This window comes from Pseudomonas sp. E315, from assembly GCF_055406205.1.
On the sequence record NZ_JBUZPJ010000020.1, the window covers coordinates 15,803 to 31,139 of the forward strand.

Genomic DNA, 15,337 nt, shown 5'->3' on the forward strand with positions numbered 1-15,337 from the left:
ATCCTTAATCAGTGTCATTGCGGGCTTTGCGGTTCGGCCTGTGCAGGCTCAACCGCAGGCGTTGGCGCGGGGCTCGATCGATAATCGGCACGGCGCTTGATCTGGAACTCGCGCACCGCATTGTTGTGCGCGTCCAGATCATCAGAAAACGTGTGGCTACCATCGCCCTTGGCCACAAAGTACAGGCTGGTGCCGCTCACCGGGTGCAACGCGGCGTAAATGGCCTCGCGCCCCACCATTGCAATCGGTGTGGGCGGCAAGCCGGGAATCGTGTACGTGTTGTACGGCGTAGGTTCACGCAAATGTGCCCGCGTCAGCTTGCCGTTGTAGCGCTCGCCCAAGCCGTAGATCACCGTAGGGTCTGTTTGCAGTGGCATGCCGATTTTCATTCGACGCACAAAAACCCCGGCAATTTGCCCACGCTCTTGCGGCACGCCGGTTTCTTTTTCAACCAGCGACGCCATTATCAGCGCTTGATACGGCTCGGTGTACGGCAGGTCAGGTGCTCGCTGCGCCCATTCCTGTGCCAGCACTTTATCCAGACGGTCGTAGGCTTTTTCCAACAGTTCGGCATCTGTCATGCCACGGACAAAGCGGTACGTATCAGGAAAGAACCGCCCCTCAGGAAACACCCCCGGATGACCAAGCTTGTCCATGACCTCGCTGTCGCTCAGGCCATCGAGGGTTTGCTCAATTTTTTCATGCTTGGCCAAGGCGCTGCGCACTTGGCGAAAGTTCCAGCCTTCGACCAGTGTCAGGCTGTATTGCACCACTTCGCCGCGCTGCCACAGCCCAATCAGGTCGTGGGCTGTCATGCCGGGCGTCATGCGGTATTCGCCACTGTGCAATGGCTGGCCTTCCAGGTTAAAGCGCCAGTACAGGCGTAACCAAAAAGTATCCTGCACTGTGTTGTCAGCTTGCAAACGGTTAAACGTGCCGGTTGGCGTAGCACCCGCTGGCACATCCAGCAGTTGCTCTTGAGTCAAGTTAAGCGGTTGTTCCAGCGCCGAATTGAGCTTCCAGGCGCTAGCGCCCACCATCAAGCCCGCCAGCACCAGACCCATCTCCAGCAGCACCAAGAATTTACGTTTCACGAATCAAACATCCAATAGGGTGCGGGCAATGCCTTGCAGTTTACGGGTGAGTGGCCCCACCGGCCAACTCAGCTCTGCATATGCGCGCACAGGCCAAATGCCATACACGCTGTTACAGAGGAAGACTTCATCGGCCTGCTGCAATTGCACCAGGCTGATGTCAGAGACAGTACAGGGGATAGCAAGGCGCTCGGCCTCAGCCAATAGCGCAGCACGCATCACCCCGGCCACGCCACAACGGTGCAAGTCGGCAGTGATCAAACTCCCGTTTCGCACCAAAAACAGATTACTGAACACACCTTCGATAATTCGGCCTGACGTGTCGCGCATCAAGCCCTCGGCATAGGCCGGATCTTGCCACTCGCTGCGCGCGAGCACTTGTTCAAGTCGATTGAGGTGCTTGAGCCCCGCCAATAGTGGTTGCTCAGCCAAGCGTGTTGCACAGTCAAATAACTGAACACCTTGCTGCGCATACGCCGGGGGGTAGGCAGCCATCGGGCTGGCCTGAAGAATTCGTCGAGGCTGAGCCTCGGGGGCAACGCCATAACCGCGCAGGCTATCGCCACGGGTCAGAATGAGTTTGAGCACACCCTCCCCCATCGCTTGCGCATACGCCAGCATTTCGCTGCGGATCAAGGCTTGATCCGCAGCAATCGCCAGCCGGGTACAACCGTCTGCCAAGCGCTGCAAATGCAGCTCCAGCAATAGCGGTTTGCCAGCCCTGACAGCGATGGTCTCAAACAGACCATCGCCATAGGCCAGCCCACGGTCTTTAAGCGATGACAGTGAGTCCGCCGGCAGACCGTCGACCCAGCTTTGCATCAGTCGGCGAACCGACGGAAAACCAGCGAACCGTTGGTGCCACCAAACCCGAAGGAGTTGGACAACACCACGTCGATAGGCATTTCGCGCGCGGTATGCGCAACAAAGTCCAGGTCGCAGCCATCATCAGGCTCGTCAAGGTTGATGGTTGGAGGGGCAATTTGGCTGTTGATCGCCAACACGCTGAAAATCGCTTCAACCGCACCTGCCGCGCCCAACAAATGACCGGTCATGGATTTGGTCGAGCTGACAGCCAAGTTGTAGGCATGCTCACCAAACACCGACTTGATTGCCGAGACTTCAGCCAAGTCACCGGCTGGCGTGGATGTGCCATGAGCGTTGATGTATTGCACTTGATCAACGTTCAACTGGGCATCGCGCAAGGCATTGGTGATACAACGTGCCGCACCTGCACCGTCAGCCGGAGGCGAGGTCATGTGATACGCATCGCCACTCATGCCAAAGCCAATCAGTTCGGCATAAATGGTCGCGCCGCGGGCCTTGGCGTGCTCAAGCTCTTCAAGCACTAGCGCACCGGCTCCGTCAGACAGCACAAAACCATCACGACCTTTGTCCCACGGACGACTGGCCCGTGTCGGGTCATCGTTACGAGTCGACAGCGCACGCGAAGCACCGAAGCCACCCATGCCCAGACCGCAGGCAGCCATTTCGGCACCACCGGCAATCATGACATCGGCTTCGCCGTAAGCGATGTTGCGCGCAGCCATGCCGATGCAGTGCGTACCCGTGGTACACGCTGTCGAAACGGCATAGTTAGGCCCCTGCGTACCCAAGTGGATAGACAGAAAGCCGGAAATCATATTGATGATCGAACCTGGCACAAAGAACGGAGAAATCCGTCGCGGGCCTTGCTCGTGCAAAGTACGGCTGGTTTCTTCGATATTGGTCAAACCACCAATACCTGACCCCATCGCCACACCAATGCGCTCACGGTTGGCATCAGTCACTTCCAGCCCGGCATTACGCATTGCCTGAAAGCCAGCTGCCAAACCGTATTGAATAAACAGGTCAAGTTTTCGGGCCTCTTTGACGGAGAGGTAATCCTCAACGTTAAAGCCCTGTACCGAGCCGCCAAAACGGGTGGAATAGGCAGAAAGATCCGTGTGTTCGATCAGACCAATGCCACTTCGGCCTGCCAGAATGCCTTGCCAGGTGCTTGGTACATCCGCACCCAGTGGCGACAACATCCCCATACCGGTGACTACGACGCGTCTACGCGACACAGCACTCTCCTTTATTCTATTGACGACACTTTGCATCACACCTAAAGAAAAAACCGCACGCCATAGCGGCAGTGCGGTTTTTCCATGACAGCGAGCAACGATTACAAACTATTACGCCTGGTGGGCAGTAACGTAATCGATAGCTGCTTGTACAGTAGTGATCTTTTCAGCTTCTTCGTCAGGAATTTCAGTCTCGAATTCCTCTTCCAGAGCCATCACAAGCTCAACGGTGTCAAGGGAGTCGGCACCCAGGTCTTCAACGAAGGAAGCAGTGTTAACAACTTCTTCTTCTTTAACGCCCAGTTGCTCGGCAACGATTTTCTTGACGCGTTCTTCGATGGTGCTCATACCTTGTTTTCACTCCTAATGGACAAATTCAGGCAGCTGGCCAGTGGGCAAGTGTATCGAAAGACTTTTCAGCTTTTCAACTGAAAGCTTTGCACTCACCCCTCAATAACCGGCTACCTATAAATAGATTGCAGCTTTATAACGGATTTTAGACAGCTCGTATGACATTTTTTTGAAGCAATCCGTCACATTTAACTCATGTACATCCCGCCGTTGACCGGGATTGTAGCCCCAGTAACGTAGGCTGCACCGTCTGAAGCCAAGAAAGCGACCACGTTTGCGATCTCTTGTGCCTGCCCCAAACGACCCAGCGGAATTTGTGTCAGCAAGGCTTCACGCTGTGCTTCTGGCAGCTCACGGGTCATATCAGTGTCGATGAACCCAGGCGCTACAGAGTTGACAGTGATTGAGCGCGAGCCCACTTCACGTGCCAATGCACGGCTAAAACCTTCAAGGCCTGCCTTGGCTGCGGCATAGTTTACTTGGCCTGCGTTGCCCATGGCACCCACAACAGAGCCAATACTGATAATTCGTCCCCAACGCGCCTTGGTCATGCCACGCAATACGCCCTTGGACAGGCGGAACAGACTGTTCAAGTTGGTATCGACAACATCATGCCATTCGTCATCTTTCATGCGCATCATGAGGTTATCGCGGGTGATGCCAGCATTATTGACCAAAATTGCTGGCGCACCGAACTGCGCCTGAATAGCTGCCAATACTGAGGCAACAGATTCATCACTGGTCACATTAAGTTCCATGCCAGTGCCCTGAACACCGTTTTCTTTCAGGGTGGCAGCAATACGCTCAGCACCAGAAGCTGAAGTCGCTGTGCCGATCACAACGGCGCCCATACGACCCAACTCCAACGCGATAGCCTGGCCAATGCCACGGCTCGCGCCTGTTACCAGTGCAACTTTACCTTGCAAGCTCATGCAGGCTTCTCCTAAATTCAGGCCAGTGCCGATCGAGCGGCTTCAAAGGCTTCTGGGGTGTTCAAGTTGTGAGTCGACACGCCTTCGGCGCAACGTTTGCTGATACCAACGAGCACTTTGCCCGGGCCGCATTCAACCAGTTCAACCGGGCCGTTTGCTGCCAAGCATTGAACCGACTCAACCCAGCGCACAGGCTTATACAGTTGCTCAAGCAAGTCGCGCTTAAGGGTTTCAAGGTCTGAGGCAACAGAAGCACTGACGTTTTGCACCAGTGCGATTTGAGGCATTTTCCAGTCAATAGCTTCGATTGACTCAGCAAAACGCTCAGCCGCCGGGCGCATCAATTCGCAGTGCGACGGCACGCTGACTGACAGTTGCAATGCACGCTTAGCGCCTTTTGCCTTGCACAGCTCCATAGCACGCTCAACGGCGGCCTTGGCGCCTGCAATGACAACCTGACCCGGCGAATTGAAGTTCACCGCGCTAACGACTTCGCCTTGAGCAGCGTCAGCACAGGCTGCCAGCACATCAGCATCTTCTAGGCCTAGAATCGCCGCCATTGCGCCCTGCCCAGCCGGAACAGCTTCTTGCATCAATTGACCACGGCGCTCAACCAGCTTGACCGCCTCAGCCAACGTCAAGCACTGCGCAGCAACCAAGGCGCTGTACTCACCCAGACTATGACCCGCAACAAAGTCAGGGCGCTTGCCGCCTTCAGCCAGCCACAGACGCCACAAGGCGATCGAGGCCGTTAGAATAGCCGGCTGAGTAATATCAGTCTGATTCAACTTTTCAGCCGGCCCTTCTTGGGTCAGCGCCCACAGGTCGTAACCCAGAGCATCAGAAGCTTCTTTGAATGTTTCCAAAACCAGCGGATGTGCCGCGCCCAGCTCGGCCAACATGCCGAGGGACTGCGAGCCTTGTCCTGGAAAGACGAATGCGAGGGATGTAGACATGTAACAAGCCCCTAATGATCTTGTCGTCGGAGAATTGACGTCCTGCCGTGGCGGACGCAAGAAACTGACAGTTGGATGGCTGATTGGACCGAGCGGTCACATTTAAGCACTCGGCCGCCAAAACGCCTACGGCAACAACCCTTCAAGGCGTCCATGCAAACGCTTTGGCAGGTCTTCATGGATTTCAATCAGTGCACGCTCTATCGCACTTTGAAAGCCCTGAGCACCTGCCGAACCGTGACTTTTAATCACAATACCCTGCAACCCTAAAAAGCTCGCGCCGTTATGCCGCGCAGGCGCAAGGTCGGCCTGCAATCGCCGCATCAGCGGCAACGCCAGCATTCCCACACAGCGGCCGAACAACGTGCGCTTGAACAACGCCTCGATTCTGCCGGAAATCATGGTCGCCAGTCCTTCGCTGGACTTGAGCAAAATATTGCCCACAAAACCATCGCACACCACTACATCCGCTTCGCCCCGGTACAGCCCGTCACCTTCAACAAAGCCGATGTAATGCAAGCCCGACGCTGCCTGTAATAAAGCGGCAGCCTCCTTGACCTGCTGATTACCCTTAATGTCTTCAGTGCCAATATTGAGCAAAGCCACTCGCGGACGAGCAATACCCAACGCCTGCGCCGCTACCGACCCCATGACTGCAAACTGGAACAACTGCTCAGCCGTGCAATCGACATTCGCGCCCAAATCCAGCAACTGACAGTAACCCGCCTGAGTCGGAACAGCCGCAACCATTGCAGGGCGATCAATGCCCGGCAAGGTTTTAAGCACATGCCGCGACAACGCCATGAGCGCACCGGTATTGCCAGAGCTGACACACGCCTGAACTTTGCCATCACGCAACATCTCAAGCGCCACACGCATGGAAGAGTCGGGTTTGCCGCGCAATGCGTGCGCAGGCCGCTCATTCATGGCAATGACTTCTGATGCAGGGGTAATCGTCAGACGCGAGCGATCCACAACCGAATGGCTGGCAATCAAATCTTCAAGCAAGGAGGGTTGACCGACAAGGGTCAGATGTAACGAAGGCGTAGCTGACAAGCAAGCAATGCAAGCCTGAACAATGCTGCGGGGACCGAAGTCCCCGCCCATTGCGTCGATCGCGATGACCTGAACGGACAAGTGATTACTCGTCAGCGCCCTTGTCGATCACTTTACGACCACGGTATACGCCTTCTGGCGATACGTGGTGACGCAGGTGAATTTCACCGGTGGTTTTTTCTACAGACAGCGTGCTAGCCGAAAGAGCATCGTGCGAACGACGCATGTCACGGGCAGAGCGGGATTTTTTGTTCTGCTGAACAGCCATAATTGATTAACTCCTAAACGTTTGGGTCACGCTTTAACTGCGCCAATACACTGAACGGGTTGGACCGCGTTACCTCGTCCTCGCCTGGATCGGGCTCATCGAGACCCGCCGGCTGCTGGCATTCTTCCGGATGATGAGCAGGCACAATGGGCAAGGCGAGCAAAAGCTCCTCCTCGATCAGTGACTGCAGATCCAAAGGATCTTCGCCCAGTTCCAGCACGTCATAACCTTTCGGTAACGACTGGGTGTTTGCCCCCTCTTTCACCACAGCGTAACTGCACTCGCTGTGGATCGGCAGGGTCACCAGCTCAAGACAACGCTGGCAAACCATCTTGACCTCGACGTCGATGGAACTGTGTATTACCACAGATCTTCGCTCGTCGCGCTCAAAAACAAATTTAGCCTGCACCGTACCGACATTGTCGGAAAGCGGGTCGCAGAGTCTCTCCAAATCAGCTAGCAGCACTTCACCTTGAAGGGTAGTGCCACGATCAGCTAATTTGCGCGGGTCAACGTGAGGTGGAATCGGGTCATTCAACATAGGCGCAGCATTCTAGGGACGACCCCCTCACCTGTCAAAGGAAATTGTGCCTGTGCGACATCCCGCCCGGCCGCTAGAATCGCCACTCACCCTCAGGAGCCGCGCATGCTGCCTTTATTACTTGCCTCAAGCTCGGTTTATCGCCGCGATTTACTGGCGCGTTTACGCCTGCCTTTTACCTGCAGCTCGCCCGACATCGACGAAAGCCATCACCCCGGCGAGTCCGGCCCAGAGCTGGTCAAGCGCCTGTCCCTTGAAAAAGCCCAGGCACTGAGCGCCAGCCACCCCGCCCACTTGATTATTGGCTCCGACCAAGTGGCCGTGCTCAATCACCAAATCATCGGCAAGCCTCACACTTTCAATAACGCCCGCGAACAATTACTCAACGCGAGCGGCAACAGCGTTACTTTTTTTACCGGCCTGACCTTACTCAACAGCCAGACCGGCCACTACCAGAGCGACTGCATCCCCTTCACCGTGCATATGCGCACACTGAGCCCGGAACACATCGAGCGCTACCTGCACGCCGAACAGCCCTACGATTGCGCTGGCAGCTTTAAAGCCGAAGGACTGGGTGTGAGCCTGTTTCAGCGCACCGAGGGTGATGACGCCACCAGCCTGGTCGGCCTGCCACTGATCCGTCTAGTCGATATGCTGCTCGCGCAGGGAGTTGCAATCCCTTAAGCGCATAACGTGCAGAAGACGGCACAAGCCACATCTGACACGCACAAAAAAACCGACCTTTTCAGGTCGGTTTTTTATCACTGCGCACCATTAACGCAAGGTTGGCCCTTGAAACCCCATCCACATCGCCAATTGCTCTGCCACGCTAGCTCCGAGTTTTTTCGAAAAACGATCAAAAGGCGATTCTTGAACGGTGAAATCCACCAGCTCCTTCTCGCCAATTACATCACGAGCAACTGAGCTGGCATTACCCAACCCATCAATCAAACCCAATGGCAAGGCTTGCTGCCCCGTCCAAACCAGCCCCGAGAACAACTCCGGGTGGTCTTTGTCTTTCAAGCGATCACCTCGCCCCTGCTTGACGCTGGCGATGAACTGCTCGTGAGTGACATTCAAGACGCCCTGCCAGAACTTGGTTTCATCCGGTTTTTCAGGCTCAAACGGATCAAGGAAGGCCTTGTGCTCACCCGAGGTGTAAGCGCGACGCTGGATACCCAGCTTCTCCATCGCACCCACAAAACCAAACCCTGCCGCCGTCACACCGATCGACCCGACCAAACTGGCCTTGTCAGCATAAATTTGGTCAGCCGCACTGGCTATGTAGTAAGCACCCGAAGCACCTAGATCCGAAATCACGGCATAGACCTTGGTATCAGGATGCAGCGCGCGCAAACGACGAATCTCATCGTAGACATAACCTGATTGAACAGGGCTGCCACCCGGGCTATTGATACGCAACACCACACCTTTGACCTTGGGGTCATCAAAGGCAGCCTGCAAACTGGTGACCAGATTATCGGCACTGGCAGGCTCTTTATCCGCAATTACACCGCGCACATCAATCAAGGCGGAATAACCGGAGCCACTGGTAGCGCTTCGCTCCAGCTCCACCAACGGAGTGAACGAGAGCAATATCGCCACCAACAGTACAAACGTGATCAGCTTGAAGAAAATCCCCCAGCGCCGCGCACGACGCTGCTCTTGAATGCCCGCCAGCAGGGTTTTTTCCAGCAGCTTCCAGCTTTTGTCATCACCCACGCCCGGCTCAGCTTCAGCAGGTGCCTTCCATTGATCGACCATGTATCACCCCAGCAAAAACATTAATTGGCGCGCCCAGATAGCCAGGCACGCAACTCGGGAAAACTGTTAACCGCCAATTTAGGCTCAAACGCCAGCAGTTGCTCCATCGATTGAGCACCATAACCCACGGCAACTGAATCAATGCCCGCATTACGCGCCATCAGCAGATCAAAAGAGGCATCGCCCACCATCAGAGCCTGCTCCGGCCGCACATCACAATGCGCCAAAATCTGATTAAGCATCAGCGGATCAGGCTTGCTGGCCGTTTCGTCAGCAGCCCGAGTGATATCGAAATAGTCTTCCCAGCCATGCGCCCGCAAAACACGATCCAGACCTCGACGCGCCTTACCCGTCGCAACCGCCAGGTGGTAACCCTCAGCACGAAAAGCCTCAAGCGACTCAACAACCCCTGCAAACAGAGGCGAAGGCTCGGCATCCATCGCGATATAGATGTCGGCGTAGTGCTGACGAAAAGCAACAACCTGAGCTTCATTCATATCGGGATAAAGCGTAAGAATCGCCTCAGGCAACCCCAAACCGATAATGCCTTTTACTGACGAAACATCACGCTCAGGACGACCCGCCCGCTGCGCCGCAACCTGCATCGCAGTGACAATGCGACCGATGGAGTCAGCCAGCGTGCCATCCCAATCAAAGATGAGCAGCTTGTACTCAGACTGCACTCAGCCGCTCCACCGTTTTGGCCCACATTTCATCGACCGGAGCCTGGAATTTCATTTCGCCACCATCCGGCAGCGGAACGGTCAGCATGTAGGCATGCAAGAACAAACGCTTGCCGCCCAATTCACGGATTTCTTTAGAGAACGCCTCATCGCCGTATTTGGTGTCGCCAGCAATGCAGTGGCCTGCATGCAAAGTGTGCACACGGATCTGGTGAGTACGCCCAGTGATCGGCTTGGCTTCGATCAAGGTGGCAAAATCACCGAAGCGACGCAGCACTTTGAACACAGTGACCGACTCCTTGCCTTCCTCATTAACCTCAACCATGCGCTCACCCGAACGCAGATTGCTCTTCATCAAAGGCGCTCGCACCTGCTTGATCGAGGTCGCCCAATTGCCACGTACCAACGCCATGTAGCGCTTATCGATACCGTCGCCGCGAAGCGCTTCATGTAGATGCCGCAACATGCTGCGCTTTTTAGCAATCATCAGTAGGCCCGAGGTGTCGCGGTCAAGACGATGCACCAGCTCCAGCTCTTTAGCGTCCGGACGCAACTGACGAAAGGCCTCGATCACACCGTAATTGAGGCCACTGCCGCCATGCACAGCAATGCCCGCGGGCTTATTGAGCACAATCAGCGCCTTGTCTTCATAGACAATGGCCGCCTCAAGCCGCTGCAACAAACCTTGAGCCAATGGCACTGGCTCATCGCGCTCAGGCACACGAACCGGTGGCACGCGCACGATATCGCCTGCTTGCAGCTTGTACTCAGGCTTGATCCGCCCTTTGTTCACGCGCACTTCGCCTTTACGCAAAATGCGGTAAATCAAGGTCTTGGGCACACCCTTGAGCCGGGCAAGAAGAAAGTTGTCAATGCGTTGGCCGGCATATTCCGGCGAGACCTCAAGCAGCTGGACGCTGGGGGTCGGGGGGGTAGTCGTCGTCATGGCGCGGATGATAACAATTTTTTATGGAATTGAAGCACTTAATCATTGCTGCTATAGTCGCGAACGCCGCCAAAAGCGGCCTGGACAGCGGATTAACGGTAAATCACCGGCCCTGACCAACGCTCTTCACGAGGACGCGAGGCCGTCCTACGGGGCTTTTGCTACATACGGAACACTTGGAGTTGTAACAAGCGCAGGTGACATGAGGCCTGAAGCGAGCCTGGAATGCAGAGTGAAAACTCGCCTTTTACGCCGATATTCACGGCCAGTTCACAAAGTGCAGTCAGCTACGGGTAATCCGAGCAAATGCTTCGGAAACACCGCCTTTATTAGCCATGATGCGTGAACTCCCCTTTTGGAGAACACGGTAAATGCCAACCCGCTGCGGATTCTGCGCGCGGCAGCACCCGAATTATCAGGGATACGTGTAGGGTGGAGATGCACAACCGCCGGACTGTGTAGCAATAGGCTTTATCAAGACGCTTCATCTCGTCCACAGCCGCTGTTGATTCCTCCTCCTGACTGAGTGCTTTAGTCACCACAGCAAGCAGGAAGCGTAAGTCGCGACTTCGCCCCCATTGGTCGAACCTCGCTGGACACTGGAGTGGCCAACTACTCCTGACGCACCTGACACCGACCATGAGAAGTCGTGTGTGCCGAACGCCGTTTCCGGTAGCCCGGAAACCGACGGTACAACATGAAAAGAATGCTGATTAACGCGACTCAACCTGAAGAGTTGCGTGTTGCACTGGTAGATGGCCAACGCCTCTACGACCTGGACATCGAGTCAGGTGCACGCGAGCAGAAGAAGGCCAACATTTATAAAGGCCGGATTACTCGCATCGAACCCAGCCTTGAGGCTGCCTTTGTCGATTTCGGCTCTGAGCGCCACGGCTTTCTGCCCCTCAAAGAAATCTCCCGCGAGTACTTCAAAAAAGCCCCAGAAGGCCGCGTAAACATCAAGGACGTCCTGAGCGAAGGCCAGGAAGTTATCGTGCAGGTCGAGAAAGAAGAACGTGGCAACAAGGGCGCAGCCCTGACCACCTTCATCAGCCTCGCTGGCCGCTACCTCGTATTGATGCCAAACAACCCACGTGCTGGCGGTATTTCGCGTCGCATTGAAGGTGAAGAACGCAACGAACTTCGCGAAGCACTCAACGGCCTGATCGCCCCTGCCGACATGGGCTTGATCGTACGCACTGCCGGCCTGGGTCGCAGCAGCGAAGAAATGCAGTGGGACCTCGACTACCTACTGCAACTGTGGACCGCCATCAAAGAAGCCTCGCTGGACCGCGCCGCTCCATTCCTGATTTATCAGGAAAGCAACGTAATCATCCGCGCTATCCGCGACTACCTGCGCCAAGACATCGGCGAAGTGCTGATCGACAGCGTTGAAGCACAGGACGAAGCCCTGACCTTCATCCGCCAAGTGATGCCGCAGTACGCCAGCAAAATCAAACTCTACGAAGACAGCGTTCCGCTGTTTAATCGTTTCCAGATCGAAAGCCAGATCGAGACCGCCTTCCAGCGCGTCGTTGAACTGCCCTCCGGCGGCTCCATCGTTATCGACCCAACCGAAGCTCTGGTGTCCATCGACATCAACTCGGCACGCGCCACCAAAGGCAGCGATATCGAAGAAACCGCTCTGCAAACCAACCTTGAAGCGGCTGAAGAAATCGCCCGTCAGTTGCGCCTGCGCGACATCGGCGGCCTGATCGTCATCGACTTCATCGACATGACCCCCGCGAAAAACCAGCGCGCCGTGGAAGAAAAAGTCCGCGAATGCCTGGAAGCAGATCGTGCTCGCGTACAGGTTGGTCGCATCTCGCGCTTTGGCTTGCTAGAAATGTCCCGTCAGCGCCTGCGTCCATCGCTTGGCGAAAGCAGCGGCATCGTTTGCCCGCGCTGCAATGGCACCGGCATCATCCGTGATGTTGAGTCGCTTTCGCTGGCCATTCTGCGACTGATCGAAGAAGAAGCCCTGAAAGACCGTACTGCCGAAGTACGCGCCCAGGTGCCAATCCCGGTTGCAGCCTTCTTGCTCAACGAAAAACGCAACTCGATCACCAAGATCGAACTGCGCACCCGTGCACGCATTGTCATTCTGCCGAACGATCACCTCGAAACGCCGCACTTCGAAGTTCAGCGTCTGCGTGACGACAGCCCGGAAGCCCACACCAACCAGTCCAGCTACGAAATTGCTGCCGCTGCTGCCGAAGTGGAAGAAGTCCAACCCGCCGCCGCGACCCGCACATTGGTTCGTCAGGAAGCTGCTGTTAAAACAGCACCGGCACGCACTTCGGCTCCGGTTCCAACCGAAGCCACGGCAACTGCGCCAACACCTGCTCCAGCTGCAACCATTGCCGAACCTAGTCTGTTCAAAGGCCTGGTGAAGTCGCTGGTTAGCCTGTTTGCCACCAAAGAAGAGCCTGCCGCTCCAGCCGTGGTTGAAAAACCAGCCGCTACCGAGCGTCCGGCCCGCAGCGAAGAACGCCGCAACGGTCGCCAACAAAGCCGCAACCGCAATGGCCGTCGCGACGAAGAGCGCAAGCCTCGTGAAGAACGTGCACCACGTGAAGAACGCGCGCCGCGCGAAGCCCGTGAGCCACGCGAAGAAACACCGGTTGTTGCCCGTGAAGAACGCGCACCGCGCCCGCCTCGCGAAGAGCGCACTCCTCGCGCCCCACGCGAAGAGCGCAAACCACGCGGTGAAGAACGCGTACGCGAACTGCGCGAGCCTCTGGATGCAACCCCAGTTGCAGCCGCAGTCGTTGCGACTGAAAGCGAGCGCCCTGCCCGCCCACCTCGCGAAGAACGCCAACCTCGTGCTCCACGCGAAGAACGCGCACCACGCGCCGAACAGGCTGTAGCGCCAGCAGCTGAAGACGAAGAAGCTCTGTCCAACGCCGAGCAACTGCAAGACGACACTCAAGACAACGCCGAAGGCGATCGTCCACGTCGTCGTTCACGCGGTCAGCGTCGTCGCAGCAATCGTCGTGAGCGTCAGCGCGATGCCAATGGCAACGTGATTGAAGGCAGCGAAGAAAACAGCGAAGAAGCCACGCCTGCAACTGCCCAAGAGTTGGCTGCCGGTCTTGCAGTAACAGAAGCTGTTGCCAGCTCGGTCATCAGCGCACCTGCTGAAGCCCAAGCCAACCAGCAAGCCGAACGCGCCACAGCCAAAACGCAGCAAGCGGCTGAAGCTGATGTAGCGGTCGAGTCGCAAAAGGTTGAAACGGTCGCTGTTGAAACACCTGCCGCTGAAGCTCCCGCTGTAGAAGCAACTGTCGTTGAAACCTTCACTGTTGAAGCTGCCGCACCCGTCGAAGTTGAAGTGGTCAAAACCCCTGAGGTTGAATCCGCTCCAACTCAAGACGTACAGCCTGAGCCCCAGGCTGTAGCTGAGGCCGCGCCAAAAGCCGAAGCGCCAGTGGTTGCAACCCCTGAGCCTGTTGTGGAAGCGCCAGCTGTACAAGCACCTGCCGCCGAAGCACCTGTGTTCGAAAAACGCTCAGAGCCTGCCAAAGAAGCCCGTGTTGTACGCGAGCCAACTGCCGAGCCTGCCACCGCTGAAGTTGCCCCAGTGATTGCTGAAGTCGTGGTTGCACACGCTGTGATCGAGCCGGTTGTGACTGCACAACAAGCCGCTCCAGCTGAAACAACAGTGCAAGCTGAAGTGGTTGAAGTTGCAGTGGTTGCAGCGCCAGCCGCAAGCGCTCTGACCAGCAACGGTCGCGCACCTAACGACCCACGCGAAGTTCGTCGCCGCAAACGTGAAGCTGCCGCTGCCGCAGCTGCCGCTCAGACACAAGCGAACGAAGCAGTCGTTGAGCATGCAGCCCCTGTGATCGACGAGAACCTGCGTTCTGTCGAAGAAGTGGTTGAGCACAACCCAAAAGCCTTGGAAGAAGAGCACGAGTCTAAACCCCTCGCCTAACTCCAAAGGCCACTAAAAAGCCCCGTCAGTTATGAACTGGCGGGGCTTTTTTTATGCGCTAGAACTAAAACGAGATAACAGAACAACCGACTGTTAACACTCAAAAAAACCGAAACCAGCTTCGGTTTTTCTCCAACTCACTGCGGCACTGATTGAGCTGTGCACCATAAGTTTTGGACTGCTGATCCACTTTGCGCGCTACTTGCATCAACCAAGGTTTAGCTCGATAAGTCCCGCGGCTGTATCCACCGCGCCCTTCGTGATAAGCCAAATACTGCCTGTAGGCATCCCACTTGGAGATGCCCAGTTGCTGCTGAGTGCCCGCGGTGTACCAACCGATAAACATGATGGCGTCCGCAAAATTGTCACGCGAACCCCCGTTGCCAGTGCTTTTTTTGTAGTCGTTCCAAGCTGGAGGCTGTGCCTGTGCATACCCATAAGAGTCACTGACTCGCCCCCACGGAATCACCCATAACAAGTAGGCGCGCGGCGGAAGCGCATCGGCCACAAAGCTGCTTTCTTGTTTCATGATTGCCATCGCCACCTGAACAGGCGTGCCCCATTGCTTCTGCATTGCCAATGAGTCTTCGTACCAACGCGGGTACTGGCGATAAATATTGCACAGATTACTTTGGTCCCGAGGCGGGGCCGTAGTGCAGCCTGTCAGCGCTACTAAGGTGAGCGCCAGCGCCCATGCAGGCGTGTACTTCATTGATGATCCTTACTAGCGCGAACGTAAGTCC

At 56.1% G+C, this 15,337-nt stretch carries 15 protein-coding genes; 2 read left to right on the forward strand and 13 right to left on the reverse strand.

Features of this window, described 5'->3' with window-relative positions:
* Positions 1–14: 14 nt before the first annotated feature.
* The 9 genes from mltG to ACZRJQ_RS20855 form a co-directional block, all read right to left on the reverse strand.
* A complete protein-coding gene (mltG, locus tag ACZRJQ_RS20815; RefSeq protein WP_463980187.1) occupies positions 15–1,094 on the reverse strand; it encodes an endolytic transglycosylase MltG in 1,080 nt (359 codons plus the stop codon).
* A gap of 3 nt (positions 1,095–1,097) precedes the next feature.
* Positions 1,098–1,916: an aminodeoxychorismate lyase gene (gene pabC / locus ACZRJQ_RS20820; RefSeq protein ID WP_463980188.1), complete on the reverse strand. Its 819-nt coding sequence runs from the start codon at positions 1,914–1,916 to the stop codon at positions 1,098–1,100.
* Entirely contained in the window at positions 1,916–3,160 is a 1,245-nt protein-coding gene (fabF, locus tag ACZRJQ_RS20825) for a beta-ketoacyl-ACP synthase II (protein ID WP_463980189.1), read from the reverse strand. Before fabF ends, pabC begins: the two co-directional genes overlap by 1 nt.
* A 111-nt stretch (positions 3,161–3,271) precedes the next feature.
* Positions 3,272–3,508, reverse strand: a complete 237-nt coding sequence (gene acpP, locus ACZRJQ_RS20830; protein WP_007987170.1) for an acyl carrier protein — start codon at positions 3,506–3,508, stop codon at positions 3,272–3,274.
* A 191-nt stretch (positions 3,509–3,699) separates the two neighbouring features.
* Positions 3,700–4,443 (reverse strand): 3-oxoacyl-ACP reductase FabG, encoded by a 744-nt coding sequence (fabG, locus tag ACZRJQ_RS20835; protein ID WP_463980190.1) that lies wholly within the window; start codon positions 4,441–4,443, stop codon positions 3,700–3,702.
* A gap of 17 nt (positions 4,444–4,460) precedes the next feature.
* Positions 4,461–5,399, reverse strand: a complete 939-nt coding sequence (fabD, locus tag ACZRJQ_RS20840; RefSeq protein ID WP_463980191.1) for an ACP S-malonyltransferase — start codon at positions 5,397–5,399, stop codon at positions 4,461–4,463.
* 126 nt (positions 5,400–5,525) lie between these two features.
* A complete protein-coding gene (plsX, locus tag ACZRJQ_RS20845) occupies positions 5,526–6,536 on the reverse strand; it encodes a phosphate acyltransferase PlsX (RefSeq protein ID WP_463980192.1) in 1,011 nt (336 codons plus the stop codon).
* Between the two features lie 4 nt (positions 6,537–6,540).
* Positions 6,541–6,723 (reverse strand): 50S ribosomal protein L32, encoded by a 183-nt coding sequence (gene rpmF, locus ACZRJQ_RS20850; protein ID WP_003442519.1) that lies wholly within the window; start codon positions 6,721–6,723, stop codon positions 6,541–6,543.
* Between the two features lie 13 nt (positions 6,724–6,736).
* Positions 6,737–7,264 (reverse strand): YceD family protein, encoded by a 528-nt coding sequence (locus tag ACZRJQ_RS20855; protein ID WP_463980193.1) that lies wholly within the window; start codon positions 7,262–7,264, stop codon positions 6,737–6,739.
* 105 nt (positions 7,265–7,369) lie between these two features.
* Here ACZRJQ_RS20855 and ACZRJQ_RS20860 point away from each other — a divergent pair, with 105 nt between their 5' ends.
* On the forward strand, positions 7,370–7,948 hold the full coding sequence (locus ACZRJQ_RS20860) for a Maf family protein (protein WP_463980194.1): 579 nt from the start codon (positions 7,370–7,372) through the stop codon (positions 7,946–7,948).
* Positions 7,949–8,038: 90 nt separating this feature from the next.
* Here ACZRJQ_RS20860 and sppA read toward each other — a convergent pair whose 3' ends face one another.
* From sppA to rluC, 3 genes are read right to left on the reverse strand one after another with little or no spacing between them, the layout of a single operon-like run.
* Entirely contained in the window at positions 8,039–9,028 is a 990-nt protein-coding gene (gene sppA / locus ACZRJQ_RS20865) for a signal peptide peptidase SppA (protein WP_463980195.1), read from the reverse strand.
* A 20-nt stretch (positions 9,029–9,048) separates the two neighbouring features.
* Complete coding sequence (locus ACZRJQ_RS20870) at positions 9,049–9,711, reverse strand: HAD-IA family hydrolase (protein ID WP_463980196.1); 663 nt, start codon at positions 9,709–9,711, stop codon at positions 9,049–9,051.
* Entirely contained in the window at positions 9,701–10,657 is a 957-nt protein-coding gene (gene rluC / locus ACZRJQ_RS20875) for a 23S rRNA pseudouridine(955/2504/2580) synthase RluC (RefSeq protein ID WP_463980197.1), read from the reverse strand. Before rluC ends, ACZRJQ_RS20870 begins: the two co-directional genes overlap by 11 nt.
* 697 nt (positions 10,658–11,354) lie before the next feature.
* On the opposite strand from rluC, the gene rne reads away from it, so the two are divergent.
* Positions 11,355–14,594 carry a ribonuclease E gene (gene rne / locus ACZRJQ_RS20880; RefSeq protein WP_463980198.1) on the forward strand — a complete coding sequence of 1,080 codons (3,240 nt, stop codon included), beginning with the start codon at positions 11,355–11,357 and terminating at the stop codon, positions 14,592–14,594.
* A 100-nt stretch (positions 14,595–14,694) separates the two neighbouring features.
* Here rne and ACZRJQ_RS20885 read toward each other — a convergent pair whose 3' ends face one another.
* Complete coding sequence (locus tag ACZRJQ_RS20885; RefSeq protein ID WP_463980199.1) at positions 14,695–15,306, reverse strand: transglycosylase SLT domain-containing protein; 612 nt, start codon at positions 15,304–15,306, stop codon at positions 14,695–14,697.
* Positions 15,307–15,337 lie beyond the last annotated feature (31 nt).

Excerpts from the sequence above, each read along its gene's own strand:
- fabD (WP_463980191.1), bottom strand. The coding sequence starts at position 5,399 with ATGTCTACATCCCTCGCATTCGTCTTTCCAGGACAAGGCTCGCAGTCC.
- rpmF (WP_003442519.1), bottom strand. The coding sequence starts at position 6,723 with ATGGCTGTTCAGCAGAACAAAAAATCCCGCTCTGCCCGTGACATGCGT.
- rluC (WP_463980197.1), bottom strand. The coding sequence starts at position 10,657 with ATGACGACGACTACCCCCCCGACCCCCAGCGTCCAGCTGCTTGAGGTC.
- ACZRJQ_RS20860 (WP_463980194.1), top strand. The coding sequence starts at position 7,370 with ATGCTGCCTTTATTACTTGCCTCAAGCTCGGTTTATCGCCGCGATTTA.
- sppA (WP_463980195.1), bottom strand. The coding sequence starts at position 9,028 with ATGGTCGATCAATGGAAGGCACCTGCTGAAGCTGAGCCGGGCGTGGGT.
- fabG (WP_463980190.1), bottom strand. The coding sequence starts at position 4,443 with ATGAGCTTGCAAGGTAAAGTTGCACTGGTAACAGGCGCGAGCCGTGGC.
- ACZRJQ_RS20855 (WP_463980193.1), bottom strand. The coding sequence starts at position 7,264 with ATGTTGAATGACCCGATTCCACCTCACGTTGACCCGCGCAAATTAGCT.
- acpP (WP_007987170.1), bottom strand. The coding sequence starts at position 3,508 with ATGAGCACCATCGAAGAACGCGTCAAGAAAATCGTTGCCGAGCAACTG.
- pabC (WP_463980188.1), bottom strand. The coding sequence starts at position 1,916 with ATGCAAAGCTGGGTCGACGGTCTGCCGGCGGACTCACTGTCATCGCTT.
- rne (WP_463980198.1), top strand. The coding sequence starts at position 11,355 with ATGAAAAGAATGCTGATTAACGCGACTCAACCTGAAGAGTTGCGTGTT.
- ACZRJQ_RS20885 (WP_463980199.1), bottom strand. The coding sequence starts at position 15,306 with ATGAAGTACACGCCTGCATGGGCGCTGGCGCTCACCTTAGTAGCGCTG.